23 protein-coding genes are annotated in these 26,913 nt (G+C 46.1%); 13 read left to right on the top strand and 10 right to left on the bottom strand.

The features are described 5' to 3' along the window. Positions 1-83: 83 nt before the first annotated feature. On the bottom strand, positions 84-521 hold the full coding sequence (gene irrA, locus ACN0W5_RS01095; RefSeq protein ID WP_299379069.1) for an iron response transcriptional regulator IrrA: 438 nt from the start codon (positions 519-521) through the stop codon (positions 84-86). A 404-nt stretch (positions 522-925) separates the two neighbouring features. Here irrA and fabA point away from each other — a divergent pair, with 404 nt between their 5' ends. From fabA to ACN0W5_RS01065, 6 genes are all read left to right on the top strand, one after another. Further along, positions 926-1,438: a bifunctional 3-hydroxydecanoyl-ACP dehydratase/trans-2-decenoyl-ACP isomerase gene (fabA, locus tag ACN0W5_RS01090; RefSeq protein ID WP_299379071.1), complete on the top strand. Its 513-nt coding sequence runs from the start codon at positions 926-928 to the stop codon at positions 1,436-1,438. A gap of 65 nt (positions 1,439-1,503) precedes the next feature. Continuing rightward, positions 1,504-2,727, top strand: coding sequence for a beta-ketoacyl-ACP synthase I (gene fabB, locus ACN0W5_RS01085; protein WP_417452429.1), 1,224 nt, complete (start codon positions 1,504-1,506; stop codon positions 2,725-2,727). Positions 2,728-2,820: 93 nt separating this feature from the next. Then, entirely contained in the window at positions 2,821-3,597 is a 777-nt protein-coding gene (locus tag ACN0W5_RS01080) for an enoyl-ACP reductase FabI (protein WP_417453111.1), read from the top strand. Between the two features lie 84 nt (positions 3,598-3,681). Further along, on the top strand, positions 3,682-4,098 hold the full coding sequence (locus ACN0W5_RS01075; protein ID WP_417452428.1) for a YqaA family protein: 417 nt from the start codon (positions 3,682-3,684) through the stop codon (positions 4,096-4,098). Between the two features lie 99 nt (positions 4,099-4,197). Then, the gene (locus tag ACN0W5_RS01070; RefSeq protein WP_417452427.1) at positions 4,198-5,169 is read left to right on the top strand and encodes a trypsin-like serine peptidase; all 972 of its coding nucleotides are present in this window, start codon (positions 4,198-4,200) and stop codon (positions 5,167-5,169) included. A gap of 155 nt (positions 5,170-5,324) precedes the next feature. Next, positions 5,325-6,305 carry a tRNA dihydrouridine synthase gene (locus tag ACN0W5_RS01065; protein ID WP_417452426.1) on the top strand — a complete coding sequence of 327 codons (981 nt, stop codon included), beginning with the start codon at positions 5,325-5,327 and terminating at the stop codon, positions 6,303-6,305. A gap of 39 nt (positions 6,306-6,344) precedes the next feature. Here the strand turns inward: ACN0W5_RS01065 and ACN0W5_RS01060 are convergent, their stop codons facing one another. After that, entirely contained in the window at positions 6,345-7,700 is a 1,356-nt protein-coding gene (locus ACN0W5_RS01060) for an AmpG family muropeptide MFS transporter (protein WP_417452425.1), read from the bottom strand. A gap of 233 nt (positions 7,701-7,933) precedes the next feature. On the opposite strand from ACN0W5_RS01060, the gene ACN0W5_RS01055 reads away from it, so the two are divergent. Genes ACN0W5_RS01055 through ACN0W5_RS01045 form a run of 3 tightly spaced genes read left to right on the top strand, consistent with a single transcriptional unit; the run spans position 7,934 to position 12,376 of the window. Next, complete coding sequence (locus ACN0W5_RS01055) at positions 7,934-8,836, top strand: phytanoyl-CoA dioxygenase family protein (protein WP_417452424.1); 903 nt, start codon at positions 7,934-7,936, stop codon at positions 8,834-8,836. Further along, the gene (locus ACN0W5_RS01050; protein WP_417452423.1) at positions 8,826-9,368 is read left to right on the top strand and encodes a DUF4269 domain-containing protein; all 543 of its coding nucleotides are present in this window, start codon (positions 8,826-8,828) and stop codon (positions 9,366-9,368) included. The genes ACN0W5_RS01055 and ACN0W5_RS01050 overlap by 11 nt, the downstream gene beginning before the upstream one ends. A 50-nt stretch (positions 9,369-9,418) precedes the next feature. After that, positions 9,419-12,376, top strand: a complete 2,958-nt coding sequence (locus tag ACN0W5_RS01045) for a DUF2339 domain-containing protein (protein ID WP_417452422.1) — start codon at positions 9,419-9,421, stop codon at positions 12,374-12,376. 724 nt (positions 12,377-13,100) lie between these two features. Here ACN0W5_RS01045 and typA read toward each other — a convergent pair. Together typA and ACN0W5_RS01035 are read right to left on the bottom strand one after the other, a co-directional pair. After that, complete coding sequence (gene typA, locus ACN0W5_RS01040; RefSeq protein ID WP_417452421.1) at positions 13,101-14,930, bottom strand: translational GTPase TypA; 1,830 nt, start codon at positions 14,928-14,930, stop codon at positions 13,101-13,103. A 161-nt stretch (positions 14,931-15,091) separates the two neighbouring features. Next, the gene (locus ACN0W5_RS01035) at positions 15,092-16,087 is read right to left on the bottom strand and encodes an adenosine kinase (protein WP_417452420.1); all 996 of its coding nucleotides are present in this window, start codon (positions 16,085-16,087) and stop codon (positions 15,092-15,094) included. Between the two features lie 366 nt (positions 16,088-16,453). Between ACN0W5_RS01035 and ACN0W5_RS01030 the strand changes: the two genes are divergently transcribed. Beyond that, entirely contained in the window at positions 16,454-17,350 is an 897-nt protein-coding gene (locus tag ACN0W5_RS01030; protein ID WP_417452419.1) for a DMT family transporter, read from the top strand. A gap of 72 nt (positions 17,351-17,422) precedes the next feature. Here the strand turns inward: ACN0W5_RS01030 and dapB are convergent, their stop codons facing one another. The 3 genes from dapB to dnaK form a co-directional block, all read right to left on the bottom strand. Further along, positions 17,423-18,229 (bottom strand): 4-hydroxy-tetrahydrodipicolinate reductase, encoded by an 807-nt coding sequence (gene dapB / locus ACN0W5_RS01025; protein WP_417452418.1) that lies wholly within the window; start codon positions 18,227-18,229, stop codon positions 17,423-17,425. Positions 18,230-18,494: 265 nt separating this feature from the next. After that, positions 18,495-19,628, bottom strand: coding sequence for a molecular chaperone DnaJ (gene dnaJ, locus ACN0W5_RS01020; RefSeq protein ID WP_299374840.1), 1,134 nt, complete (start codon positions 19,626-19,628; stop codon positions 18,495-18,497). Positions 19,629-19,700: 72 nt separating this feature from the next. Beyond that, on the bottom strand, positions 19,701-21,617 hold the full coding sequence (dnaK, locus tag ACN0W5_RS01015; RefSeq protein WP_417452417.1) for a molecular chaperone DnaK: 1,917 nt from the start codon (positions 21,615-21,617) through the stop codon (positions 19,701-19,703). 285 nt (positions 21,618-21,902) lie between these two features. Between dnaK and ACN0W5_RS01010 the strand changes: the two genes are divergently transcribed. Together ACN0W5_RS01010 and ACN0W5_RS01005 are read left to right on the top strand one after the other, a co-directional pair. Then, on the top strand, positions 21,903-22,145 hold the full coding sequence (locus ACN0W5_RS01010; protein WP_417452416.1) for a hypothetical protein: 243 nt from the start codon (positions 21,903-21,905) through the stop codon (positions 22,143-22,145). Between the two features lie 44 nt (positions 22,146-22,189). Then, entirely contained in the window at positions 22,190-22,798 is a 609-nt protein-coding gene (locus tag ACN0W5_RS01005; protein WP_417452415.1) for an alpha-ketoglutarate-dependent dioxygenase AlkB family protein, read from the top strand. Between the two features lie 121 nt (positions 22,799-22,919). On the opposite strand, the gene grpE is transcribed toward ACN0W5_RS01005, so the two are convergent. Beyond that, positions 22,920-23,564, bottom strand: a complete 645-nt coding sequence (grpE, locus tag ACN0W5_RS01000; protein ID WP_417452414.1) for a nucleotide exchange factor GrpE — start codon at positions 23,562-23,564, stop codon at positions 22,920-22,922. 79 nt (positions 23,565-23,643) lie between these two features. Continuing rightward, entirely contained in the window at positions 23,644-24,675 is a 1,032-nt protein-coding gene (hrcA, locus tag ACN0W5_RS00995; protein WP_417453110.1) for a heat-inducible transcriptional repressor HrcA, read from the bottom strand. A 270-nt stretch (positions 24,676-24,945) separates the two neighbouring features. Here hrcA and ACN0W5_RS00990 point away from each other — a divergent pair, with 270 nt between their 5' ends. After that, on the top strand, positions 24,946-26,097 hold the full coding sequence (locus tag ACN0W5_RS00990; protein WP_417452413.1) for a type III PLP-dependent enzyme: 1,152 nt from the start codon (positions 24,946-24,948) through the stop codon (positions 26,095-26,097). Between the two features lie 11 nt (positions 26,098-26,108). Here ACN0W5_RS00990 and ACN0W5_RS00985 read toward each other — a convergent pair whose 3' ends face one another. After that, positions 26,109-26,885: a helix-turn-helix transcriptional regulator gene (locus tag ACN0W5_RS00985; RefSeq protein ID WP_417452412.1), complete on the bottom strand. Its 777-nt coding sequence runs from the start codon at positions 26,883-26,885 to the stop codon at positions 26,109-26,111. Positions 26,886-26,913: the final 28 nt, after the last annotated feature.

Here is a 26,913-nt window from a genome sequence, read left to right as displayed (position 1 = left end):
ACAGTCTGCACACCGTAGCTTATGCAGTAGTAATTAGCTGTTGTGAATAGAATCTAATATCGGGTGATTTAAAGCATGATCCGTTAAATGGATTTGCCTTTTTCATCAAGATCAACCACATGAACAACGACCTCTACCCTTGAAATAGCTTTACCTTCCGGGAGCTTGGGCAGGTTTTTGAACTGGACTGTCTCTTTATCGATATCAATCAGTTCACCAGTCTCTTCATAGAAGATATGATGATGGTCACTAATATTGGTATCGAAATATGATCGCCCGGCTTCAACCAGAACTTCCCTAAGAAGCCCTGCATCATGAAACTGATGAAGCGTATTATACACTGTCGCTAAAGAGACGGACACCTTGGCGTCCATTGCTTCGACATGAAGTTGCTCAGCAGATATATGACGATCCCCGCGAGAGTACAATAACTTGGCCAGCGCCAGTCGTTGTCGTGTAGGCCGCAGGCCTGCACCTTTGAGGGTATCAATCAATTCTGTATAAGGGCGTATCTTTTCCATACCTTCAATATAAGGCAGTTTCAGCGCTATTAAAGGAAAAAATCCACAAAACGCGCTGTTTTCCGTCACCAAGAGCCAATTTACATGGCTCAAAAGCAGGATTATTTTCTAAAAACCAATATAAAAAAATTCATAACACAGACAAAAAAAGGCCCAAATTCAGACAATAATTGTTAAATGTTTCAAATTGTTTCAGTTTTTGATTGATCTTTTCCTATAGAAACAGCACATGTCAGGGAAATAGATCGCTTCTCGTGACAAGGAATATAAAATTCCTTAATAAACGAGCTGCTACAACTTGAAGAACATTGCCAGGACATGGTGTGCCTGTGCTATAGTCACGCCGGATTCGGCCGATTAGAGCTGATGTTCGGATAACAACATAAAAGACGGTGGATAAACCTTTGAGCGAACGCCAGAACAGCTACTCCTATGAAGAAATTCTATCTTGTGGACGTGGTGAACTCTTTGGTCCTGGAAATGCCCAGTTACCTTTACCTCCAATGCTGATGTTTGACCGTATAACAACCATTAACGACGATGGTGGTGAACACGGCAAAGGTCAAATAATTGCAGAATTCGACATTAAGCCTGATCTTTGGTTTTTTGGCTGTCATTTTGAAGGTGACCCAGTTATGCCTGGCTGCCTTGGCCTTGATGCCGTATGGCAAATGACTGGATTTTTCTTAGGGTGGACTGGCGCTCTTGGTAGAGGTCGTGCACTTGGTGTTGGTGAAGTTAAGCTAAAAAGCATGATCACCCCATCTGTCAAAAAAGTGACCTATAAAGTTGATATGAAGCGAGTCATAAATCGCCGACTGGTTATGGGTGTCTCTGACGGCATCATCATGGCTGATGATGATGTTGCGTTCGAGATCAAAGATATGAAAGTTGGTTTGTTTCAATCTGACTCTTAAGCCAGTACATTAATTATTGCCGCCATTATCAATTTAGGTTGGCCTGTAAAGAAGGGATACGACAGATGCGTCGCGTAGTCGTCACCGGACTTGGAATTGTTTCCAGCATTGGCAACAACAAAGAAGAAGTAATCGATTCTTTGAAAGAAGGTCGATCAGGTATTGAATATTGCGAAACCTATGCCGAACTGGGCTTTCGCAGCCATATTCACGGATCCATCAATATCGATCTTGATTCTTTAGTAGACAGAAAGCTGCGTCGTTTCATGGGCGATGGTTCTGCCTATAACTATGTTGCGATGAAAGAGGCCATCGAAGACGCTGGTCTTGGAGATGATCTGGTATCTAACATCAGAACAGGCCTTGTCATGGGTTCTGGTGGTTCTTCTACATCCAATCAGGTAGCCGCGGCGGATATCACGCGTCAGAAAAGCCCAAAACGCGTCGGCCCCTATATGGTGCCACGATGCATGGGTTCAACAAACTCCGCAAATATGGGAACTGCCTTTAAAATCAAAGGCCACAGCTATTCCATTACCTCTGCGTGCTCTACATCAGCACACTGTGTGGGGAATGGCGCAGAGCTTATCCAGATGGGCAAACAAGACATCGTTTTTGCCGGTGGAGGTGAAGAACTTCACTGGACTTTGACAGTTCTTTTTGACGCCATGGGCGCCCTTTCCAGCAAATATAATGACGACCCTACCAAAGCATCTCGCGCATACGATTCTGACCGCGATGGCTTTGTCATTTCCGGTGGTGCTGGTGTCGTTGTTCTTGAAGAATACGAACATGCCAAAGCACGTGGTGCAAAAATCTATGGTGAGCTTGCTGGCTATGGCGCAACATCTGATGGCGCTGATATGGTTGCGCCATCTGGTGAAGGTGCTGTTCGTTGTATGAAACTTGCTCTTGCAGAAGCTGGCAATACCAAAGTTAACTACATCAACGCTCACGGTACTTCCACGCCAGTTGGGGATGGTACCGAGCTTAATGCAATCAAGGAAACCTTCGAGGGACAGGATATTCCTTGGATTTCGTCAACAAAGTCCCTAACCGGCCACTCTCAAGGGGCGACCGGCGTTCAAGAAATTATTTACTCACTGCTTATGATGAACAACAATTTCCTGTGTGCATCTGCAAATATCGAAAACCTCGATCCCGAAGCTGTAGGTATGCCAATTCTCCTTGAAAGAAGAGACAACGAGGAAATCGACTGCGTTATGTCCAACAGCTTTGGCTTTGGAGGCACAAACGCATCGGTAATCTTCAAACGCCTGAACGAGTAAGCCTGATAATAAAAAACAGGACCTCGCAAAGAACAAAGCTTCGAATAGCAGTATTAGACGAAAGGTAGAAACGTGACGATGACAACGGCATTGATGGATGGAAAGCGCGGCTTAATTATGGGCGTCGCGAACAACCATTCCATCGCCTGGGGGATTGCTCAAGCGTTACATAACCAAGGGGCAGAACTCGCTTTCACCTACCAAGGTGACGCCTTTAAAAAGCGAGTTGAACCTCTGGCAGAATCATTGGGATCAGATCTGGTTCTTCCTTGTGATGTTGAGGACGGTGATGCATTGGAAAATGTTTTCGCAACCCTCAAGGAACAATGGGGAAGCCTGGACTTTGTTGTCCATGCAATTGCCTACTCTGACAAAGAAGAGCTTAAAGGACGTTACGTAGATACAACACGGGAAAATTTCCGTAATACCATGTCTATATCCTGCTATTCATTTACTGCTGTCGCACAAAAAGCAGCACCATTTTTGAGTAAAAATAGTAGCTTGATTACCCTGACATATCTTGGGTCCGAACGCGTCACGCCTAACTATAACGTTATGGGTGTTGCTAAAGCTGCTCTGGAATCGTCTGTGCGGTATCTTGCAACCGATCTTGGCCCAACAGGAACACGCGTTAATGCAATCTCTGCAGGTCCAATGCGTACACTTGCAGGCTCTGCGATTGCAGATGCCAAGTATACCTATGGCTTTACACGTGATAACTCACCACTTGAGCGCAATGTGCTTTTGGAAGAGGTTGGAAACGCAGGCCTTTATCTGGCTTCTGATCTTTCTGCTGGTGTGACCGGTGAAGTGCACTTCGTTGATGCAGGTTTCAACGTCATCGCGATACCAAGTCCGAAAAAAGACTAAGGCCATTTTTATTTAGTCATGAGATTAAGGCTGCCTTTTGGCAGCCTTTTTTACGACCGACGCTAAGATTTAAGACATTTTGATATGTTCACGCTTTTTAGTCTTTTTACAGGTGCCTTTTTAGCCGCAACAATACTCCCCTTCTCTTCCGAAGTAATGCTGGCAACAGCATTGCATTCTGGGGAACATCCAAAATGGCTTTTGGTGCTCATTGCAACAACAGGAAATACCCTCGGCGCCATTGTGAACTGGTGGCTAGGTCTTTACCTTTTACATTGGTCAAATCGCAGGTGGTTCCCCTTTTCAACACACCAATTAAACAAAGCCTCAAAATGGTTTCAAAAATACGGTACTTTCTCTCTACTACTAGCTTGGGTTCCGGTAATAGGTGATCCCCTCACTTTTGCAGCAGGGGTTCTGAGGGTTAGATTTATTCTTTTTTTACCCCTCGTGTTTTTGGGGAAAGGGTTGCGATATATCTTGATAGGATGGATGTTCTAAAGAACAGTTTATCGTAGGAGGTTCAGAAAATTAGTGCCCTTTTCCCATCCAGACTGCGATAGTCAACAATAACGTCTGATGTCTAAAGGGATAACAGCAATGATATCTGGTAGATTCCACGCTCTCTTGATCACTATGATTGTTATCCTTGCCGGATGCAGTGCCCAACAAAAGCAAACACCATCACAGGCAACAACATCATCATCAACAAATACAACCGAGAAAATACAACAGGATAACCCCGGCTTTTTGGTGGGTAAAAACTTTGCCTTGCTCGAAGCCCGTGAATATCCCTGGAGCACGCTTGGACGCCTGAACGTTGCCGGGCGGCACTTTTGTAACGGCACGATGGTTGGTGTGCGACAGCTTCTCGCTCCCGCGTCCTGCCTTTATGACCTTGTCGAAGGTCGTTGGTTCCAGCCGAGGGAAATGGTTTTTATTGCAGGATATCAGCGAGATGATTCAACGATATCTTCCGTTGTAAAAAATTATCAAACCGCACAAGGCTTTACCCCTGCAAACAAAAGTCTGAAATCTTTACTGAACAACTGGGCTTTGGTCGAGCTAGACAACCCACTTGGCAACTATACCGGTTGGGCTGGCGTTACAAACCAGACACACCCCGACGACTTAATCATCGAAGCTGGCTACCGTAGGGGATGGGAACACATACAGGCCTTGTTTCCCTTCTGTAATAAAAACGCCGCCAGATCGACCTCGTGCCCCTCACGGAACGAAGGTCCACTCAATCGTTTTTCTATCACGGATCAAGGACTTGTTCTCGCACCAAGCAATGTCATCGCAGATCAAACCTATCAAAGCTGGAATCTGAGCCCACACCCCGCTGCCCCGCAAAAATCACCTTATGTTACTTCACAGCCTCAGAACAGCGTGCAGCGTCTGTTAGTTGACCTTAAATACCTCGAAACAAATACATCCGATGTATCCAGAGCACTTTTGCAGGCACAGCAAGATTTGGACATTCCACAAACTGAAAAAGCTGACAGCACAACGCTGTATCACCTACTCAAGCGGCTAAACGTTCTATACAACGGCAATCCTGTTTCCTGATATTTCGATCAAGATAGGTTATTGGGCAAACGGATGGGTTTTGACTCCCGCCCCGCTGCCCTGTACACAGCAGCAAAATATATGGGCATCAGATTTTGGGTAACCCTGATCAGGCGAAAGATATTGAGAACCGGTAAAAACAGAAAGATCTGTGCATGAAGCTGATCCTTGCCCCCATGGAAGGTCTGGTCGATGCACAAATGCGCCAGATACTTACCACTATCGGGGGCGTCGATCAGGGTGTGACAGAGTTTATCCGGGTCAATGACCTCGTTTTACCACCGAAATCCTTCTATAAAATTGCCCCAGAGCTTAAAACCGCAGGTAAAACCGTTGCTGGGACCCCAATTGCAATTCAACTGCTTGGCTCGAACCCTGATGTTATGGGCGAGAATGCCCACCTCGCGGTGAAACTTGGTGCCCCGGCCATCGACCTCAACTTTGGCTGTCCCTCCAAACGCGTTAACTCAAACAAAGGCGGTTCTGTCCTGCTCAAAGAACCCAATATAGTCCATGACGTTGTTAAAGCGGTCAGGGCTGCTGTTCCGAAAGAGGTTCCAGTCACTGCGAAGATGCGATTGGGCTATGAAGATAAATCACAAGCTCTGGAAAACGCTCATGCCATCGAAGAAGGCGGCGCCTCAGAAGTCTGTGTGCATGCCCGAACAAAGGTAGAAGGCTATCGCCCCCCGGCCCATTGGGAATGGATTGCCCGTATCCGCGAAACTGTTGATATCAACGTGGTCGCAAACGGCGATGTTTGCACAGTGGATGATTATAAACGCTGTCGCGAGATCAGTGGTTGCACCGATGTCATGATCGGACGTGGCCTTATTGCCAAACCGGATCTCGCCCGTCTGATCCAGCATGATAACCGATCTGATAGGGATAATACCTCTCAGAATGCTCCCGTCCTGCCTTGGCAGGAATTCTTACCTGTTTTACGTGGGTTTTACAGGGAAATGTGGTTGGAAGTACCGGATAAACACGGTCCTGGGCGCCTCAAGCAATGGTTAAACTTTCTGAAACTGCAATACCCAGAAGCTCAAGATCTCTTTACGCAAGTCCGCGGGATCAAAGACCCTGAAGTTATCGATCGTATGCTGCTTCCTGATGCTTTTCGAGAAGCAAGCTAAAGGCTAGCGATCTCATCCACCCGTAATTAATAAAAGTATTTACTGAACGGTTTCTTCAGTTGATTTTTCCAAGTTTTCATCTGATTTCTGTCTGGAATCATATATCATCAGCCCGATAACCATAATAATTGCAGGGATTCCCATTCCAGCTGCATAAAGGAAAAAAGTTGTATAGTCTGTGTGATCAATAATTACACCAGAAAATCCTGAAATAAATTTACCAGGAAGAGTCATAAACGAGCTAAACAATGCATATTGTGTCGCCGTATAACTCTTATTAACGAGGCTGGACAAATAGGCAATAAACACAGCACTAGCAACACCATTAGAAAAGTTATCCGCTGTAATTGTCAATGTAAGGAAATCAAGGGAATAGCCAACCTGTGCAAGAATGGCAAAAAGAACATTCGTTAGACAAACCAATATCGCCCCAAGAAGCAGAACAGGTAAAAGCCCGAACCGCATAAGTAACATACCACCGACATAGCCACCAAAGATTGTCATGATCAGACCAAACACTTTGGATATGCTGGCAATTTCAGACTTCGAAAACCCAAGATCTATGTAAAGAGGGTTTGCCATATTCCCCATGATAATATCACTGATTTTATAGGCACCAATAAATGCCAGAATAAATCCACCAATCCAGCCATTACGCTTGAAGAAATCCACAAAGGGATTCAACACCATTGTTTGTGCTTGATCTATATAGCTATTTGATTTGTCAAAAGGCTTGATACCCTCAGGCGCTTCTTCCCTATCCGGTTCTTTGATAACAAATACGGTAATAATACCGACCCCCATCAATAGGGCCATGACCTGATAACTTAATATCCAAGAATAAAAATCAGCCAAATATAATGACCCTGCACCAGCCACGAGCATAGCAATGCGGTAACCCATGACATAATTAGCAGACATAGCTCCTTGGTACTCTGTATCCATTGCTTCAATACGATAAGCATCAAGCCCGATATCCTGTGTTGCCGAGGAAAAAGCAACAACAACGGAAAAAGCGGCCATTTGTGCAAGGTTTGCAGTTGGATCGGTAAAAGCCATACCAATCAAACCAACAATAATACCAAATTGCCCCAAGAGCATCCAAGAGCGGCGCTTTCCCAAACGCCATAAAAAGGGAATATCGATGTGATCGACCAAAGGTGCCCAGAGAACTTTGATTGAAAAAGCCAAACCAACCCAAGCAAAAAAACCGATCTCGGTACGGGAAACACCCACATCTCTGAGCCATGTATTCAGCGTAGAAAAGATTAACAGCAAAGGCAGGCCAGCAGAAAAGCCAAGAAACAACATACCTATGACCCTTGGTTGACGGTAAACCATCAGAGATTCTAGCCAGTTATAGCTACTTTTTCTCTTGCTAGTGCCGTCTGTCATATACCTGCTTTCTCTGTATCAATTGGCCCAAAGGCCTTCATTACTCATATAGTTAACTGTCAGCTTTTGGATCATAAGTCACGGATCAAAGATTGTCTGTGGGTTATTTTTAAATCGCTCACAATTTTCTCTACTCAAAGAGTGTTGTAATCTCTAAGCTTTTATCCAACAGTCACGTCATTCATATAACGAACTCATAAGTCACGACACCTCTACAACAGGAAACGCCTTACATGACAAACAACACCACTTCATCCATACAAAAGTTTGCCGCCCCTGCTGGCGGTATTCTTAACACTGAAATGAAGCAATTTTTTGATGATAATGGTGTGTTGGTTCTGGAAGACTTTGTATCCAAAGCTGCCTGTGAAAAGCTGATGACACAGGCGGGGAGCATTGTAGATGCATTTGATCCCGATGAATTTCGGGCTGTCTTTTCGACAACCAATAAAAGCCATGAGGGTAATAACTATTTCGAAAAATCAGGAGATAAAATTCGCTGCTTCTTCGAAGAAGGTGCCTTTGATGCCGAAGGTAAGTTGAAACAAAATAAGGCGCTGTCTATCAACAAGATCGGACATGCTCAACACGATCTTGATCCCGTGTTTTCAGCTTTTTCCCGCAATCCCGATCTTGCACAGGTTGCCAAGGATCTAGGCATGGCACAGCCCTTGTTAAGCCAATCTATGTATATTTTCAAACAACCCCGTATCGGCGGCGAGGTGATTTGTCATCAGGATTCAACCTTTCTCTATACAGAACCCCATTCCTGTATCGGTATGTGGTTTGCCATGGAAGATGCCACCCTCGAGAACGGCTGCATGTGGGGCCTGCCCGGACATCATAAATCCCCCTTGAAAAAGCGCCACTATCGCAATGCCGATGGAAAGCTCTTTACCGAAAAGCTAAATGACACAGTATGGCCCGAAGAAGACCGCGTGCCACTAGAAGTCAAACAGGGATCATTGATTGTTCTCCACGGACAGCTTCCACATCTAAGCGGGGCAAATACGTCGGATAAATCCAGACAGGCCTACACGCTGCATCTAATCGATGGTGCTTGCGAGTATCCCGATACAAACTGGTTGAGTAGAAGTTCAGACATGCCCTTCAGAGGGTTTGAGATTGACGGGTGACACCACAAGGCAAAGAGCAGACTATATAGAAGTTCTGAATTGCTTGGCCCTTTCAAAACTTCTCGTGGGTGTTAATTACGAGATTATTGGCACACCGCCTCTGAGTATCGATATTGCAGACAGCGATATTGATATTGCCTGTTTCAGCTCTGCCCCTGGTGCATTGGCGCAGAGATTATCAACAGCACTTGCCAACCATAAGGATCTATCTCAAAGAACTCTTTCTTTTCCGCCCTACAAAACAGAGCTTATTTCCTTCAACTTTATGGGGTGGCCCATTGAATTTTTTATTCAAAACAGGCCCTTAAACGAACAGTTTGGTGTCCGCCATTTTCTTTTGGAAAAACGGTTACTAGCCCTTTTCGGCACTCGCTTTACGCAACGAGTGATCGAACTCAAGCAGCAGGGTGTAAAAACTGAACCTGCTTTTGCCAAACTTCTTGGTATTACCGGCGATCCCTATCTCAATCTTTTAAGTCTGGAAAACCTGCCAGATCAAAAAATCAGACGTCTATTTCCCCCAAGTTTATGATAAGTCACAGCTTCCTGTTGTCTCTACCTTAGGGATAACGCTATGATCCCGTGAGTTTTGTTATAAATCAACCAGCTTTACGTGTTATCTGTGCTGGTTTAGGGGGTATTGTGGACGAAGTACTACTGGTTCTTCTGGGAATTCTCATTCTTTTTGGTGGCCCGATACTGGCCTTTGTGGCCCTGTATAAAATCGGCGGACTACGCAGTGAGATCGTTGCTCTAAAACTCAAGTTACAAAACCTTGAGAAAAAAGCTGTGCCAGCCACAGCACCAGACACAACCATAGAAAACCCCGTGACACCGTCACAAGAAGCAAAACCAGTGGCAACGCCACAGGAAAGCGCACTTGATACAGCTAAAGGCATCCAGAGCGAGTCTTTGCAAAAACCTGTACAAACAAACGAACAACATTCGTCCTCAGAAGAAACCGCAGCTTCTCAACCCGGGGCCAATGCTCAAGAACCATCAGGCATAAAACAGAGCAACCAGCAAGCTGAGAAACCTGTCGCAGCTAGATCCATTGCCGAAGCCATGGAAAGCTATTCCAGTGACAAAAGCCCGTGGAAATCTTTCGAAGAGGCTTTCACCCGTCAGTGGCTGGTTTGGCTAGGTAGTTTGACCGTTATTATCGGCGGCGTTTTCCTGATAAAATACTCAATTGAGAACAACCTGCTTTCCCCTGGCTTTAGAATTACCTGTGGCGTTCTCTTTGGGTTAGCCCTGATGTTTGGTGGGGAATGGTTACGTAGACGCCCCATTGAACAAGCAATCGCTGCGCTCAAACCCAATCACGTTCCACCCGCCTTAACTGCTGCGGGCCTTGCCATCACCTATGGCAGTATCTACGCCGCCTATGGCCTGTACGATCTTATTTCACCGCTCTTTGCTTTTGTCCTGCTCACCATCGTAGCAATTGCCGGGTTGGGACTTTCCTTGCTTCAGGGCCCATTGATTGCCGCTATGGGCATGGCTGGCGCCTTTGTCATTCCGATGCTCGTCAGTACAGGCAATTCGTCCGCCTGGGCTCTTTTCAGCTATCTAAGCTTTATTACAGCCTCTGCGTTGGCGGTTGTCCGCTATCAGAACTGGTGGTGGCTTGGCTGGATGTCTCTCACAGGTTCAGTTCTCTGGCAGCTTCTATGGATGGGTGCAGCATGGGAGAAAGGTGATATCTATCCGCTTGCTCTGCATCAAACCCTAATGATCGGACTCTTTATCGCGCCACGGTATGAAAGCTTCCTCAGTTCTATCGAAGATATCAAAACCAGCTTAAAACATCCGTTCGATTTTGACGGCAACCTGTCGCCAGAAAAGATCCTTGGGCTTTCGGCCATCGCAGCTGTACTGGCATTACAGATTATCCTCTTGTCCATGGATAACTTCTCTACCGCCTCGCTTGTCTTCTTCTTTATCATTGCTGGTGGGCTTGGGTATAGCGCCTTCAAACTCAGACACTGCGAAGCCCTGCTTACGGGGATTTCATTGGTTGCGCTTTATATTGTCGCCCGTTATCCCTTCCCCGGTTCGATCGAGCTTCCAGAAACCCTCTACGTTTCCGGACAAGACGCGGGAACGCTTATTAACCCCATCATCCCGCCAGAGCTTAATTTCTATCTGCTGCTCTCTGGCTTTATTGCCATTCTTGCCGCAGCTGTCGGCTTCAGAGGTCTAAGTAAAACCAAAACACCCGTGTATCTGGCGACGCTGTCAGCGACAGTCCCTTTGTTGGCCTTCTTGTTTGTTTATCTCAGAGTATCCGCTATCGGTGCTGACCTCGCGTGGAGCCTACTCGCGCTGGTTCTTGCTGGCCTCGGCTTTATGGCCGCGAAACAGGTCCTGCCAAAAAGATCAGAAGCTGGTATGGAACCTGTATTGGGCGTCTATGCCCTCTCGGTTCTCGCTGCTTTGGGTATTGCCTTTGCCATCGCCTTTGAAAAAAGCGGCCTGACGATTGCCCTCGCGCTGCTACTCCCTTCTGCCGGATGGGTTGCGTCTCAAGTACGCATCCCCTTTATACGTCCATGCATTCTTTTCGTCGCTGTGGTCGTAATCCTTAGGCTCGTCGCCCTGAATCATTTCGATCCTGTAATTCCACGAGAAGAAGTCGATGCGCTCTGGCTTCTCTATAGTTTTGGTATTCCAGCAATCGCTTTTGCCGGGGCGGCCTATTATTTTAAACAAGAAAAAGACGACCAGCTCGTGACTATTCTTGAATCAGGGGCCATCGCCATTGGCGTCGTACTCGTCAATCTGGAAATCAGATATCTGGTGAACGACAATAATCTGTATGCCCAGTACTACGGCCCGCTTGAACAAAGCCTACAGTCCCTGTCTTGGTTGATAACAGGCGCATTCCTTTATTACCGCAATCGCATCGTACCGCGCATTGCCAGCAACTGGGGCTCTAAGATCCTGTTATCCATGGCTGGGGCACAGATACTGGTCTTCCAGTGTCTTATCTTCAACCCTGTCTTTACCAACGAAGCCGTGGGGAATTGGCCACTATTCAACCAGCTATCGCTTGCCTATCTGATTCCCGGCTTGATCAGTGTTATTATCTACCGCGAAGCCCGTAATCAGGGGCATAAGAAGTTTATGCCATGGATTGGCGGTATCGCTGTCTGGCTTGTCTTTCTTGACCTGACACTTGAAGTCCGCCGGGCGTTCCATCCCTTTGCTATGGCATCAGGCGACATTCTCAATGCCGAAGGTTACAGCTATTCAGCCGCATGGCTTATCTTTGCCGGGATACTACTTGCCGTCGGGATCATTCGGGACATTTCCAAGATACGTCATCTCTCTTTGGGATTGGTTCTATTGGTGACCACCAAAGTCTTTCTGTGGGATATGTCTGCCCTCAGCGGCCTTTACCGGGTGGCATCCTTTATCGGCCTTGGCCTCTGCCTGATCGGCATCGGCTTCCTCTACCAACGCTTTGTTTATCCAATTGGATCAGAGCCGGAAGAAGATAAAAAAGATGATAACAAGGCAAAGTTTGCTAAATAACAGCCTTATAATTAATTCAAGAATCCAAATACTTTAAGAAATATTAACTTTCTTGTATTTTGGATTCTCAAATTAGTAATTTTTCTAGTATCTCATTAATAATAAAGGATGATTTATTATTCGTGTAAATATTTTTCAAATTCTATTTATTTACAGATAGTTACAATAGCTTCTTATTCCTAAAACCAGCTTATGTACAGTTTATCCATAGCCTCTTTAATCAAGGAAACACACAAAGTTGTGTGTCAATAGGCAAAATAGTGATGACGACAACTAAGTATTGTGTGAAAATTATCTTGTGCAAATGAGATTTTTGTTTGCATGAAGCAAGGCCGGGGTGCGACCCGGCCTTTACTCAATAACTCGCTAATGCTGATAGCAATAGGAATTATAGTCATTCGTACCTATTTGGCACACTTAGGAGTACCATACTCTTTTTAATGTGCAAGTAACAATTCAGCATTAGCATTTCTTTCAAGGAAAAAGAAGTGTCAAAGCAATTAACACACGACGATAAAATTAAAGTCCTTAAGCTATTGGAAAAAGGACTATTTCAACATGAAATCGCCGCCATCTTTGATGTTAATCAAGGGCGTATATCAGAAGTAAAAAATAATTATGTACTCACTAAATCAGGCAATTCGCCCAGTACACAATTATCATTAATCTGACACAAAAAAAGGGGCTGCTAAAAAGCAGCCCCTTTATCAGTTGCGAAGATCGCTTAACCGATAGCTTCTTTACTACGTGCGTGACGTTTACGCTCATGGCCGATCAGGTACTGTTTACGCAGGCGGATAGATTTTGGTGTTACTTCCACCAATTCATCGTCCTGAATATAGGCAAGTGACTGCTCAAGAGAACGAATACGCGGTGGTGTCAACTTGATCGCATCATCTTTACCGGAAGCACGTACGTTGGTCAGCTGTTTTGCTTTCAAAGGGTTCACTTCAAGGTCATTGGGACGACTGTGTTCACCGATGATCATGCCTTCGTAAAGTGCATCACCTGGGTTCACAAAGATCTCTCCACGCTCTTCAAGGTTCCAAAGGGCGTAAGCAACAGCAGAACCAATACCATTGGAAATCAAGACGCCCTGACGACGCCCCTGAATCGCACCACGGTAGGGACCAAAGCTGTGGAACAGACGGTTCATGATGCCGGTACCACGTGTATCTGTTAGGAACTCACCGTGATAACCAATCAAGCCACGTGAAGGCGCCAGGAAGGTCACGCGGGTTTTACCCACACCGGATGGACGCATATCAGTTAGCTCAGCTTTACGCTCAGCCATTTTCTCAACAACAACGCCGGAGTATTCTTCGTCCACATCAACGACAACTTCTTCCATTGGCTCAACCAATGTATCAGTTTCATCTCTGTGCATCAGCACGCGCGGACGAGAGATAGAAAGCTCAAAGCCTTCGCGACGCATGTTCTCAATCAAAACACCCAACTGAAGCTCACCACGACCAGCAACTTCGAAAGAATCCTTTGAATCACTTTCTTTGATGCGGATGGCGACGTTACCTTCAGCTTCACGGTTCAGACGATCACGGATCATACGGCTGGTAACTTTGTCACCTTCACGGCCCGCAAGCGGAGAATCATTAACGGTGAAAGTCATCGCCAAAGTCGGCGGATCAATCGGCTGTGCAGCAATGCCTTCTTCAACAGATGTATCGCAGATCGTATCAGCAACGGTTGCATCAGGAATACCCGCAATCGCCACGATGTCACCCGCACGCGCTTCCTCAACAGGAACACGTTTTAGACCATCAAACGCCAATAGTTTTGACAAGCGGCAATTGTTGATCGTTTTACCGTCGGCAGTGATGACCTTCACTGGCATATTCACCTTGGCAATACCAGAGTGGATACGACCGGTCAGGATACGGCCAAGAAAGTTGTCTGCTTCAAGTGTGGTTGCCAGCATGGAAAACGGTGCATCAACTTCTTCAGTTGGTGCTGGCAAAATATCAATCATCAACTTGAAGAGTGGTTCCATATTCTCTTGCGGATCTTCAAGGTTTGTAATTGCCCAACCTTGTTTTGCAGAAGCGTAAAGAACCGGGAAATCAAGCTGATCTTCGGTTGCATCAAGGTTCACAAGCATATCAAAAACCTGATCCACAACCCAATCAGGGCGCGCATCAGCTTTATCAGCTTTGTTGATAACAACAATTGGTTTCAGACCACAGGCAAGAGCTTTTGATGTCACAAACTTGGTCTGCGGCATTGGGCCTTCTGCTGCATCAACCAGCAGAACAACACCATCAACCATAGAAAGGATACGCTCAACTTCGCCACCGAAATCGGCGTGACCAGGTGTATCAACGATGTTGATCCGGGTTTCTTTCCAAGCCACAGAAGTACACTTGGCAAGAATCGTGATACCACGTTCTTTTTCCAGATCGTTGCTGTCCATTGCACGTTCATTGACCTTTTGGTGGTCACTAAATGTACCGGATTGTTTTAGTAGCTCATCCACCAAAGTGGTTTTGCCGTGGTCAACGTGTGCGATAATCGCCACGTTGCGAAGCGCTGTAGTCATTGCCTTATACTCTCATGTATCAAAGAGGGGCTTCTGCGCCCCGCATTATCTTCGGTCATCAAATACACCCGGGTCATCCATGGCGTTATCAATGTGCTCTTGTCTTTCTGTTCTACGTAACCACTAAGGTCTGTAGCGCAGTCGTGTGACAGAGCGATGACCTACTTAAGTTTTTCCTCTACCAGTTCCGCCAGAGAAGTTTCTGGGCGGGCGCCAAAGTGGGAAATCACCTCGGCGGCGGCGATTGAACCGATCCGGCCACTGTCATAAAGATTGTAGCCGTTCGTGTATCCGTAAAGAAATCCTGCTGCATATAGGTCGCCTGCCCCTGTTGTGTCAACCACCTGTTCAACAGGAATGGCATCAACAACGTGAACTTCATCACCCGCACAAACGACAGAACCCTTATCACCACGGGTGATTGCCGCGACAGAACAACAGCCTCGGACCTCTTGCAGAACAGCATCAAAGTTATCAACTTCGAAAAGCGCCATGGCTTCTTCTTCGTTTGCAAAAAGAATATCAACGTAGTTATTCACCAGATTCAGGAAAGATTCGCGGTGGCGACCAACACAGAAAGAATCTGACAGTGTCAGCGATACCTTACGTCCGGCAGCATGGGCTGTTTTAGACGCATGGATAAAAGCTTTCTTCGCTTCTTCCGGATCCCAAAGGTACCCTTCCATATAGGTAACTTTGGCAGATCTAATCATTTCTTCGTCGATATCAGCAACTGTGAGATTAACACAAGCACCGAGATAAGTATTCATCGAACGTTCAGCATCTGGCGTCACAAAGATCAAACAACGCGCAGTAGAGGGGCCATCCGTTGCAGCTTCGGTATTGAACTCAACGCCTTCTGCGCGAATGTCATGACGGAAAACCTGACCGAACTGATCATCACGTACTTTACCAAAATAGCCGCCCTTACCACCAAGCGACGCAATACCGGCCATGGTATTCCCAGCAGATCCGCCAGAGCGTTCAATCGCAGGCCCCATCACATCATAGAGCGCATCGGCACGATCCTGATCAATCAGGTTCATCGCCCCTTTGATGATACCTTGTTCTTCGAGCAGCGCATCATCAGCAGTAGCAACAATATCAACGATGGCATTACCAATGCCGACAACATCAAGTTTGGCGTTTTCGCTCATAAAATTTCCGTATTATAGGCCCACAGAGTTTGCTCTGGGGTCGGTTACAGTCAGGTTATAATTTGCGCGGAGTATAGCCAGTTCCATATTCTGGGCAAGCACAAAGCCACAGGTCTCCCATGCGCTGCTCACAAGGCTTGCTTTCAATCTATAAAGAATTTCCAAAGATGTAGCTTAAGTAACTGAAAAAACGCCTGACTATCTTGCCTCTTGCCCACGCGTGGAATAAAGATCAAAGTCGATGGAGGTTGCAAAACTTCATATTTCAAACAGCTTTACCCGATATTGCCCCAAACAGCGGTTTAAAAGCCCTGTGTAAAGTCGTCTGAAAAGGGCGCGTTTATTACATTCTGAGAAAGTCACGTTGTGAGCACACAGGAAAATCAGGCATCTATATTGGATACCACACGGCAAGGTATTATCTTGGCCATTATCGCTATGGCTGCCTTTTCTTCAGGTGATGCCGTGGTCAAACATGTTGCGCAAACCTATCCCCTGCCACAACTTCTTTGGGTACGATACATTATCCTGTCTGTCTTTGTGATTAGCATGGCGCTTTATAAAGCTGGCCCAACGGGATTAAAAAAGGTTGCACAGGCGAACAACCTGCCCCTGCAGATATTCAGATCTGTATTTTTGCTGGGTGAAGCGTTCCTCTTTACCTTAAGTTTCAAACTGCTACCCATTGCCGACGTTCACGCAATTGTAGCAGTAGCCCCCATCGTCGTCACAGCCTTGTCAGCTCTATGGTTAAAGGAACTGGTTGGTATCCGTCGTTGGTCAGCTGTCCTCGTTGGTTTCGCAGGCGTAATGATTATTCTACGGCCTGGCTTTGAAGGCTTTAACGAACTTTTTCTATTGCCCCTTCTGGCAGCAGCAGCCTTTGCCGTTTATCAAATTTTGCTACGTATCAGCAGCCGTTATGACGATGGCGAAACCTCACAGTTTTATACAGGTGTTGTCCCCTTGATCTGTGTAACCTTCATGGTTCCGTTTTTCTGGGTAACGCCGGATTTCTACGGCTGGATCGCGCTCATTGCCGGGGGTATTTTTATCAGCCTCGGACATTTCTTTCTGATCTTCGCGTTTCAATACGCAACCCCGTCTGCAATCCAGCCCTTTAACTACACACTCCTGGTCTGGGCCACGCTCTTTGGCTGGCTCTTCTATGATGAATTTCCAGATCAATGGACCATCGTGGGGGCTTTGGTCGTGGTCTCTAGTGGGCTATACACCCTCTATCGTGAGCGTAAACGAAGCTAAGACGATTCTTTCATCCAGATATAAAAAGGGAGCGAGCAGCTCCCTTTTCAACATCGCCAAGACTGAAACAACCTATTTCAATCCGAGGACATCTCGCATGTCATAGAAGCCGTTTTCCTTGCCCTGTAACCAGTTGGCAGCCTTAACAGCACCACGAGCAAAAACTTCACGATTGCTTGCCCGATGTCCTAACTCTATCCGCTCGCCATCTGCAGCAAAGATCACGCTGTGGTCTCCCACCACATCACCACCGCGCAGCGTTGCGAAACCGATATCGCCGCGTTTTCTCGCGCCAATAATGCCATCACGTACTTTGTCTGCAACTTTGTCCAGCTCAACCCCACGCCCCGATGCCGCTGCTTCACCAAGGGCGAGCGCAGTGCCTGAAGGTGAATCAACCTTGTGACGGTGGTGCATTTCAACAACTTCAATGTCGTAGTCTTCATCCAATGACGCCGCGACCTGTTCAACAATAGACATCAGAAGATTCACACCCAAACTCATATTGCGGGCAAAAACAATTGAGGTTGTCGTGGTTGCCGCTTCCAGTTCAACCACCTGTTCTTGGGTCATTCCCGTGGTTCCAACAACAAGTGAACATCCGGTTTTTGCGGCCAGCTTTGCATGGTTAAGTGTTGCTTCCGGCACAGAAAAATCAATGACAACATCGCACGCCTCAAATAAAGCGAGTGGATTATCTCCGACTGTTACACCAATCGTGCCAATTCCCGCCAACTCACCCAGGTCTTTGCCAAGGTTAGGGCTCCCCGGAAGTTCGGTTCCACCAAAAACCTCACAGTTATCCGTTCGGCCAATAACGTCTGTCAGCATGCGCCCCATTCGGCCTGCACTGCCAACAATCCCAATTTTGTTAGTCATCTTCATCTTCCCGTCAAAGACTAGCATGTATGGCTATATAATCTATTTCAAAACAGAGATAGCAGCTAAGTCAGATCTGTCCAAGACAGAACTCTCACCGCTTCCAGAACAAAGCCTGTTATTCATAATTAGCGGTGATACTTAATAGCGAGTTTTGGAAAACAAACCCAAAGTGCCGTAGCTGAAACTTCTAAATAAACGAAAGCATAAAAAAAGCCTGTCAGGTATATCACCGACAGGCTTTTTCTTATTAAAGGTTTGGTCTTTATTCCGTAAGGTCTTCCCAGAATTCTTTGACGCGCTTAAAGAAGCCAGAGCTAAGAGGCGAATTATCCCCGCTTTCTTCTTCAAATTCACGCAACAGCTCTTTCTGACGTTTCGTCAGGTTAACCGGTGTTTCTACGGTTACCTCAACGTACATATCGCCACGTGAGCTCGATCTGAGGACAGACATCCCCTTGCTACGCAAACGGAACTGCTGTCTGCTCTGCGTGCCATCCGGAATAGAAACTTTGGCACGGCCGCCGTCAATTGTCGGCACTTCGACAGAACCACCCAAAGCAGCCTGCGTCATCGAAATGGGAACGCGACAATAAATGTCTGCGCCCTCGCGCTGGAAAATTCTGTGCGGTTCAATCGAAAGGAAAATGTAAAGATCCCCGGGCGTACCGCCACGAGCCCCCATTTCGCCTTCGCCAGCCAAACGAATACGATTGCCTTCTTCCACACCCGCAGGAATGTTTACCTGAAGGGTTTTTTCTTTTTCCACTTGGCCAGAACCGTGACAGTTTCCGCAAGGTTTTTCGATAACTTTACCGACACCCTGACAAGTATGACATGTCCTCTCAACGGTAAAGAAACCCTGTTGCATACGCACACGACCCGCACCTTTACAGGTACCACAGGTTACCGGGGATGATCCCTTTTCAGCACCGCTGCCATCACAAACATCACAGGAAACTGCGCTTGGAATCCTAATTTCGGCTTCTTTACCTGTGTACGCATCTTCCAGTGAAATTTCCATATTGTAGCGAAGGTCGCCACCGCGTTGGGACCCGCCCGCAGATCGCCCACCGCCGCCAAAGCCGCCAAACATTTCTTCGAAGATATCAGCAAAGCCACCGCCGCCGAAACCACCGCCACCAAAGCCGCCGCCAGCGCCTGGCCCGCCATTTTCAAAAGCAGCATGGCCATAGTTATCATAGGCCGCGCGTTGCTGGTCGTCTTTGAGAACGCCATAGGCTTCGTTAATTTCTTTGAATTTTTTTTCCGCTTCGGCATCATCCGGATTGCGATCCGGGTGGTATTTCATAGCCAGTTTGCGATAGGCCGATTTCAACTCTTTGGCATCTGCCGAACGTGAAACCCCTAAGACCTCATAGAAATCCTTTTTGGACATCAGTATAGTTTTCCCTCATCAGAAGGTGAAAAGGGGCTGGCAAACGCCAGCCCCCTGAAATCCAAAACCGCCTTAAGCGCTTTTGCTGTTCTTCTCGTCGTCAACTTCTTCGAAGTCTGCATCGACAACACCGTCGTCAGCTTCTGCTTCAGAAGCCGATTCAGAAGCACCTTCTGCGCCTTCGGCACCAGCGTCAGCATAAAGTGCTTCACCCAGCTTCATTGACGCCTGACCCAAAGCTTCCATCTTGGCTTTGATATCTTCAACATCATCACCTTCAAGCGCAGTTTTCAATTCCGCAACCGCTGCTTCGATAGTTGCTTTTTCTTCGTCAGAAACTTTATCGCCAACTTCACCAAGTGTTTTCTCTGTCTGATGGATCAGACCTTCAGCCTGATTTTTAACTTCGACAGATTCACGACGGGCTTTATCAGCATCGGCATTTTCTTCAGCATCACGAACCATCTGATCAATGTCAGCGTCGCTCAGGCCACCAGAGGCTTCGATACGAACAGACTGTTCTTTACCGGTTGCTTTATCTTTCGCGCCAACATTAACAATACCGTTAGCATCAATATCAAAAGTAACTTCGATCTGAGGAACACCGCGTGGCGCACCAGGAATACCTTCGAGATTAAACTGACCAAGAATTTTGTTATCCGCAGCCATTTCGCGCTCACCTTGGAACACACGAATTGTCACAGCACTCTGGTTATCTTCGGCTGTAGAGAAAGTCTGGCTCTTCTTCGTTGGGATTGTTGTGTTACGATCAATCAGTTTGGTCATAACACCACCCAGTGTCTCAATACCAAGAGACAATGGTGTCACGTCAAGAAGAAGAACGTCTTTCACTTCACCCTGAAGAACACCCGCCTGAATAGCAGCACCAGTTGCCACAACTTCATCAGGGTTCACGCCACGGTGTGGTTCTTTACCAAAGAAGTCCTTAACAGTGTCATGAACTTTCGGCATACGGATCATACCACCAACCATGATGATCTCGTCGATGTCACCAGCTTTTACACCAGCGTCTTTCAACGCAGACTTAACAGGACCCATTGTGCGTTGGATCAAATCGTCAACCAATGCTTCCAATTTCGCACGTGTCAGCTTGACGTTAAGGTGTTTAGGACCAGACGCATCAGCCGTAATAAACGGTAGGTTCACTTCAGTTTGAGTAGAAGAAGAAAGCTCGATCTTTGCTTTCTCAGCAGCTTCTTTCAAACGCTGTAGAGCCAGTGTATCTTTACGAAGGTCAATACCCTGTTCTTTGTTAAATTCATCTGCCAAGTAATCAATGATGCGGCTGTCGAAATCTTCACCACCAAGGAATGTATCTCCGTTTGTTGATTTCACTTCGAACACACCGTCACCGATTTCAAGAACGGAAACATCGAAAGTACCACCGCCAAGGTCATAAACAACAACGGTACCAGAACCTTTTTTGTCCATGCCGTATGCAAGAGCAGCAGCAGTCGGCTCGTTGATAATACGTAGAACTTCAAGGCCAGCGATCTTACCGGCATCTTTTGTTGCCTGACGCTGAGAATCGTTAAAGTAAGCAGGAACAGTGATAACTGCTTTTGTCACAGGCTCACCAAGATAACTCTCGGCAGTTTCTTTCATTTTTTGCAGGATGAAAGCAGAAATCTGTGACGGGCTGTATTTTTCACCGTTGGCTTCAACCCACGCGTCACCATTGTCAGCTTTAACAATATTGTATGGCACAAGGTCCATATCTTTTTTTGTCAGCGGATCGTCAAAACGACGACCGATCAAACGCTTGATCGCAAAAAGAGTATTTTCAGGGTTTGTAACTGACTGGCGTTTGGCGGGCAGCCCAACGAGGCGCTCTTCAGCCGTAAAGCCAACCATAGAAGGTGTCGTACGCGCACCTTCAGCATTTTCAACAACACGGACGTCTTTACCGTCCATAATAGCGATACAGGAGTTTGTGGTTCCTAGATCAATACCAATTACTTTGCTCATGTTTATTCCTCACACTTAATATAGCAAACCGATTTGGCAGCCTTGATGCCAAGCACTGCCGGCTGGTCCCTTTTGAGGGCTGAACCCATTTTTTGGGCTCACGGGATATATATGCAGCCAGAGCTTTCACTGCAAGGAGCAATATGCCTAAAAAAATAAGGTTTTTCAGAAAAGTTAAATTACATTATGAATCAATAGATTAGTGATATAATAATTTATCGCTCATCTTTATTATGATGTTTTTCAGGTGAATCACCGCGCGAATATTCCGGGAATTTAGCCATAATGAACTCAAAAAAAGCCAACGTTAGCCCTAATATCCGAAAAATGGTTAAGTGGATTGCTGTAGGAGATGTTTTGTTTGGAATCGCCGTCATGCTCACAGCGCACTATCTTCTCAAAAATGAACTTGTTCAGTGGTTCGGACTCGCCGTTACCCTCATTGGTGGACTCCTCTTTTTAACAATGCGCTTACTTGAAAAACGGCAAACACGAATCATTAATTCTCAAGACAGATCAGAGAGCTAGCATTTATAAATAGTTCAAAACAGTGATAAAGTGTCCGTAATAAAATGATTGCCGGTTTTCAATATCACCCCGAATATTTCAGCCAGGAAGAACAGAAAAATCTCTTATCCGAAATTCGAGAGATGATCAGGATAAACCCTCTGTTTCAACCCACAATGCCCAAAACTGGTAAGCCCTTTTCTGTCGCCATGACATCGTTTGGGTCTCTGGGCTGGGTATCAGACAAAACCGGGGGATATCGTTATCAAAGTTTCCATCCCGTTACCAAACGCCCCTGGCTTCAGATACCGGATAAATTACTCACAGTCTGGACCGATTTAACTGGCTATTCGGAACTTCCGGAATGCTGCCTGTTAAATTATTATCAAAACGAAAAAGCGAAAATGGGTCTTCACCGGGATCAAGACGAGCAGGATTTTAATGCACCCGTTCTTTCTGTATCATTAGGAGACAGCGCACTCTTTCGCCTTGGAGGGCTTAAACGGCAAGGGCCGACAACATCAACCAAATTAAATTCTGGTGACGTCGTCATACTTGGTGGCGAAGCTCGAAACGCCTATCATGGTATTGATCGTATTTTATATGGATCAAGCCAGCTACTGAAAAATGGTGGACGTATTAACCTCACGCTCCGTAGGGTAAATAAAGTCTAGCAATTTCTCTCTCCTAGAACGTTGCAAGATCATCATCCAATGAGGCTGCTTTTGAAAAAGCATCTCCATAAAAAAAGTCGGCACAAAAGTACCGACTTTCTCAATCTAAACAGCTAAAAGCTTAAGCTGTTGTGTCCACTTTATCTGCACCAGCAACAGGGCCGCCCTTGGCAACGCCAACGCGTGCTGGCCTTAGCAGACGATCATGAAGGCGGAACCCTGGTTGAATAACCTGTAAAATTGTCCCTTCTGGTTGGGAAGGATCAGGAATTTCAAACAGCGCTTCATGGCTGTGCGGGTCCATACGGGCACCCATTGCCTCGACTTCGGTAATGTTATGTTTTTCAAAAACCTTGAGCATTTCGCGATTGGTCATTTCAACACCATCGCGGAGCGTTTTAAGGTCTTCATTGCCTTCGGCGGTTTCTTCTGAAACAGATGACAACGCACGTTGAAGGTTATCCATAACACCAATTAAGTCTGTCACCAGCTTTTGAGGTGCATACTTGATAGCATCTTCCTTATCACGACGCGTGCGATTACGAAGATTTTCCATATCTGCCATTGTACGCAACAGCTTGTCTGTCAACTGAGCATTCTGCGCATCCAGTTCAGCAACTCTTACGGCATCTGACTTTGCTTCTTCAGCTGCAGACGCAGTATCAACGGTTGCTTCTTCTGCTGCTTCTCCGTTTACCAGATCATCAGGAATCTGATCTTCAGCAACAACATTCTCTTCCGGATTTTGTTTTTCCGTTTCGGACATTTTCCGCTAACCAATCTTCTCTTTTAAGTTACTTACTTCTGGATTTAACAAGATTTCAGCCCTGTTTATCCAACCACTCTCATCCAATCATTCGACCAAGTATTTTGGCGGTATAATCCACCATCGGAATGATACGGGCATAGTCAATTCGTGTTGGACCAATGACCCCGATCGCCCCGACAACCTGTTGTCGAGTATTTTTATAAGGTGCCATTACTACAGAACACCCCGCTTGGGCAAACAATTCATTTTCAGACCCTATAAAGATCTGAACCCCCTCTGCCGTTTTTGTCATTTCTAACAAACGGACCAGAGACTCTCGTTTTTCCAATGCAGAGAATAGATGGCGTACCCTTTCCAAATCTTCAAGGGCATTTATATCTTCAAGTAACTGTGCCTGTCCTCTCACAATCAGCGCACCATTAGAACTGCCATTGATATCTTCGGCCCATGTCGCCAATCCCAGTTCGACAACTTTCTGTGACAGCTGGTCCAACATGGCCTGATGTTCTTTGAGCTCGGTTTGTATTTCTTGTAGCGCTTCTTCCAATGTCCGCCCGACCATACGCGCAGCCAAAAAGTTTGATGCATCAACAAGCGCAGAGGGCGGTAACCCCAAAGGAATATTAACCACCCTGTTTTCAACTGATCCAGAATCAGAAACCAACACAACTAGAGCCCGCCCAGGAGCAAGAGATACAAATTCAATATGTTTTAGAGGTTCAGATAATTTAGGCGCGACAACCAATCCTGCACACTGGGAAAGGCCGGATAACATTCCCGTAGCCTCTTCCAATAACTGAGGCATGGATTTTCCATCAGCTGCACACTGTGCTTTTATCTGGCTGCGCTCATCTTTACTAAGGTTTCCGTGTTCTAACAAACCGTTCACATAAAGCCGAAGGCCAACATCCGTTGGTAGCCGTCCGGCAGAGGTATGCTTGGCAAATAAAAGCCCCATATCCTCTAGATCAGCCATAACATTACGAATTGTTGCCGCCGACAGATCCATACCAAGCTTGCGAGATAACGTTCGGGACCCAATGGGTTCCCCGGTTTCCACATAAGCATCAACCACCAGACGGAAAATCTCGCGAGAGCGATCATTCATACCTGCAATTGCACCGGATATCAGGGATGTGTCATTAAACTTCACAGAATTTCCTTTTAAATTCCAATGCCCTTAAATAAGTGATCCTTATTCACCGACTAGCATTGTCTTAATTTAGTAAGCCGCAAAGCCTTGGTCAATGCTGGCTTGAACGAAAACTAACACTTGCATCATAACCCGATACCTCTTAAAGACGCGCTTAAAATTAAGACTCGGTTTTTGAAGGTCAGCATCGGCCCGCTTGTTCTATTAGGAATAGTGACAAATTAAATGAGTATCGGTTCTTTAAATGCAAAATTAGAGGCCTTTTTCGCCCAAAATTCCTTTGATGAACCGCATTTGGTCATAGACCTTGATCAGGTAGAGGTCAATTTCAACAATCTAGCATCTGCCCTGCCCAACGCATTGATTTATTACGCGGTAAAAGCCAATCCTGCATCGGAAATTTTGTCTCGGCTTAAGAACCTAAGCTCCTGTTTTGACGCTGCGAGCATCGCAGAAATCAAATTGTGCCTGTCACTCGGTATTCCGGCGAATCAAATATCATTTGGCAATACTATCAAAAAAGAAAATGCCATCGCCGAGGCCTACAAACTCGGCATTCAGAGTTACGCATTCGATAGTTATGAAGAGCTTCTTAAAATTGCCCGATCAGCTCCCGGTTCTAATGTCTATTGTCGTGTCCTGGTCGACTGTTCTGGCGCCGACTGGCCCCTAAGCCATAAGTTTGGTTGCTCGCCCGTTATGGCCAAAGAGTTGCTATCACAATCAATGATCCATGGCTTACATCCAATAGGTCTTTCATTTCATGTGGGGTCACAACAAACAAAAAAAAGCCAATGGGATAATGCTCTCGGTCTAATTAAAGAACTCTATAAAGATCTGAAAAATGAGGGTATTGAACTCTCTACACTTAATCTCGGCGGCGGTTTCCCCACTGCGTACAATGCGGATGTACCATCCATTTCTCAATACGGCGAATACCTTTCATCTGCGTTGAAAAAGCACTTTGGAGACAACATACCAAAAATCATTATAGAGCCCGGACGGTCTGTTGTTGGTGACGCAGGGGTCATAGAAGCTGAAGTTGTTTTAGTGTCCCGCAAGAATACAGACGATGAAAAGCGCTGGGTTTATCTCGACATCGGCATTTTCTCTGGTCTCGCAGAATGTCTTGATGAAGCCATCAAGTATCCGATTACGATTGCTGGAAAAGAGGCTGATACCAACCTGGGACCTGTCATTCTCGCAGGCCCGAGTTGCGATAGCGTCGATGTCCTTTATGAGAAATTTAATTACGATCTGCCGCTTGATTTAAAACCTGGCGACAAGATTCGCATCCATGCAACAGGCGCTTACACAACAACTTACTCGTCCATAGGCTTCAATGGGTTTCCCCCACTGAATAGCAGCTGCATATAAATCCGGGAACTCTATTCATCTACGATCAAATACCGTGCCTGAGGTGAAGAACGTTCTTCGCTTGTCTTTTCTGAAGCCATCTCGTGGCCACCGATATCTTCCTGCCCCAGTTCCACAGAAATGTCCGGTTTATTCTGGGTTTTGGAATTATGTGGGCGAATACGGTAACTACAACGTCGACCACCTTCTAACAGATATTCGACACGCTCCACATCAACATCTGGCCCAAGAACCGTCCTGAAGATAGACAACTCTGCACGACAAAATCCCTGACAAATCGTAGCCGCAGTACAAATAGGGCAGTGATTTTCAATAAAGAGAAATCCACCCTGATCATCTGCCTCGGCTGATGCCATATATCCTTCGCGCTCTCTCAATTCGACCAGCTGGTGTACCCGATCTTCAAGTGTTGTTACCTGTGAAAGGGCATCTGTATAATTCTTTAGCGTCTGTTGCTCGCGATGACTGACCAGCTTCTCAACCCCTTCATCACCAAAAATGATGCGGGCGCTTTCAATTAGATCTTTTGTCAACAATGCATGAGAATCGCCGAATGTGTTATGAGACTCTGCCGTTAATTCCCAACTCACAGCTGGCCTTCCCGCCCCTGATGACGAAGCCTCTACCGATGCCTTTTGAATCATTCCTTCTGCAGACATTCGTTTGAGGTGTTGGCGCATACCAACTGCTGTCATAGACAATTCACTTGCCAGATCAACTGCTTGCATTTCTCCTCGTGCTTTTAGCAATGCGAGAATTGCATCTTCTGTCTTTTCATTTTTTCTCATAGCAATAGAGTATAGTCTATAAAGTTAA

The organism is Kiloniella sp. (genome assembly GCF_048270245.1).
Taxonomy (GTDB): domain Bacteria; phylum Pseudomonadota; class Alphaproteobacteria; order Kiloniellales; family Kiloniellaceae; genus Kiloniella.
This window is presented reverse-complemented; position numbering and strand designations above follow the sequence as displayed.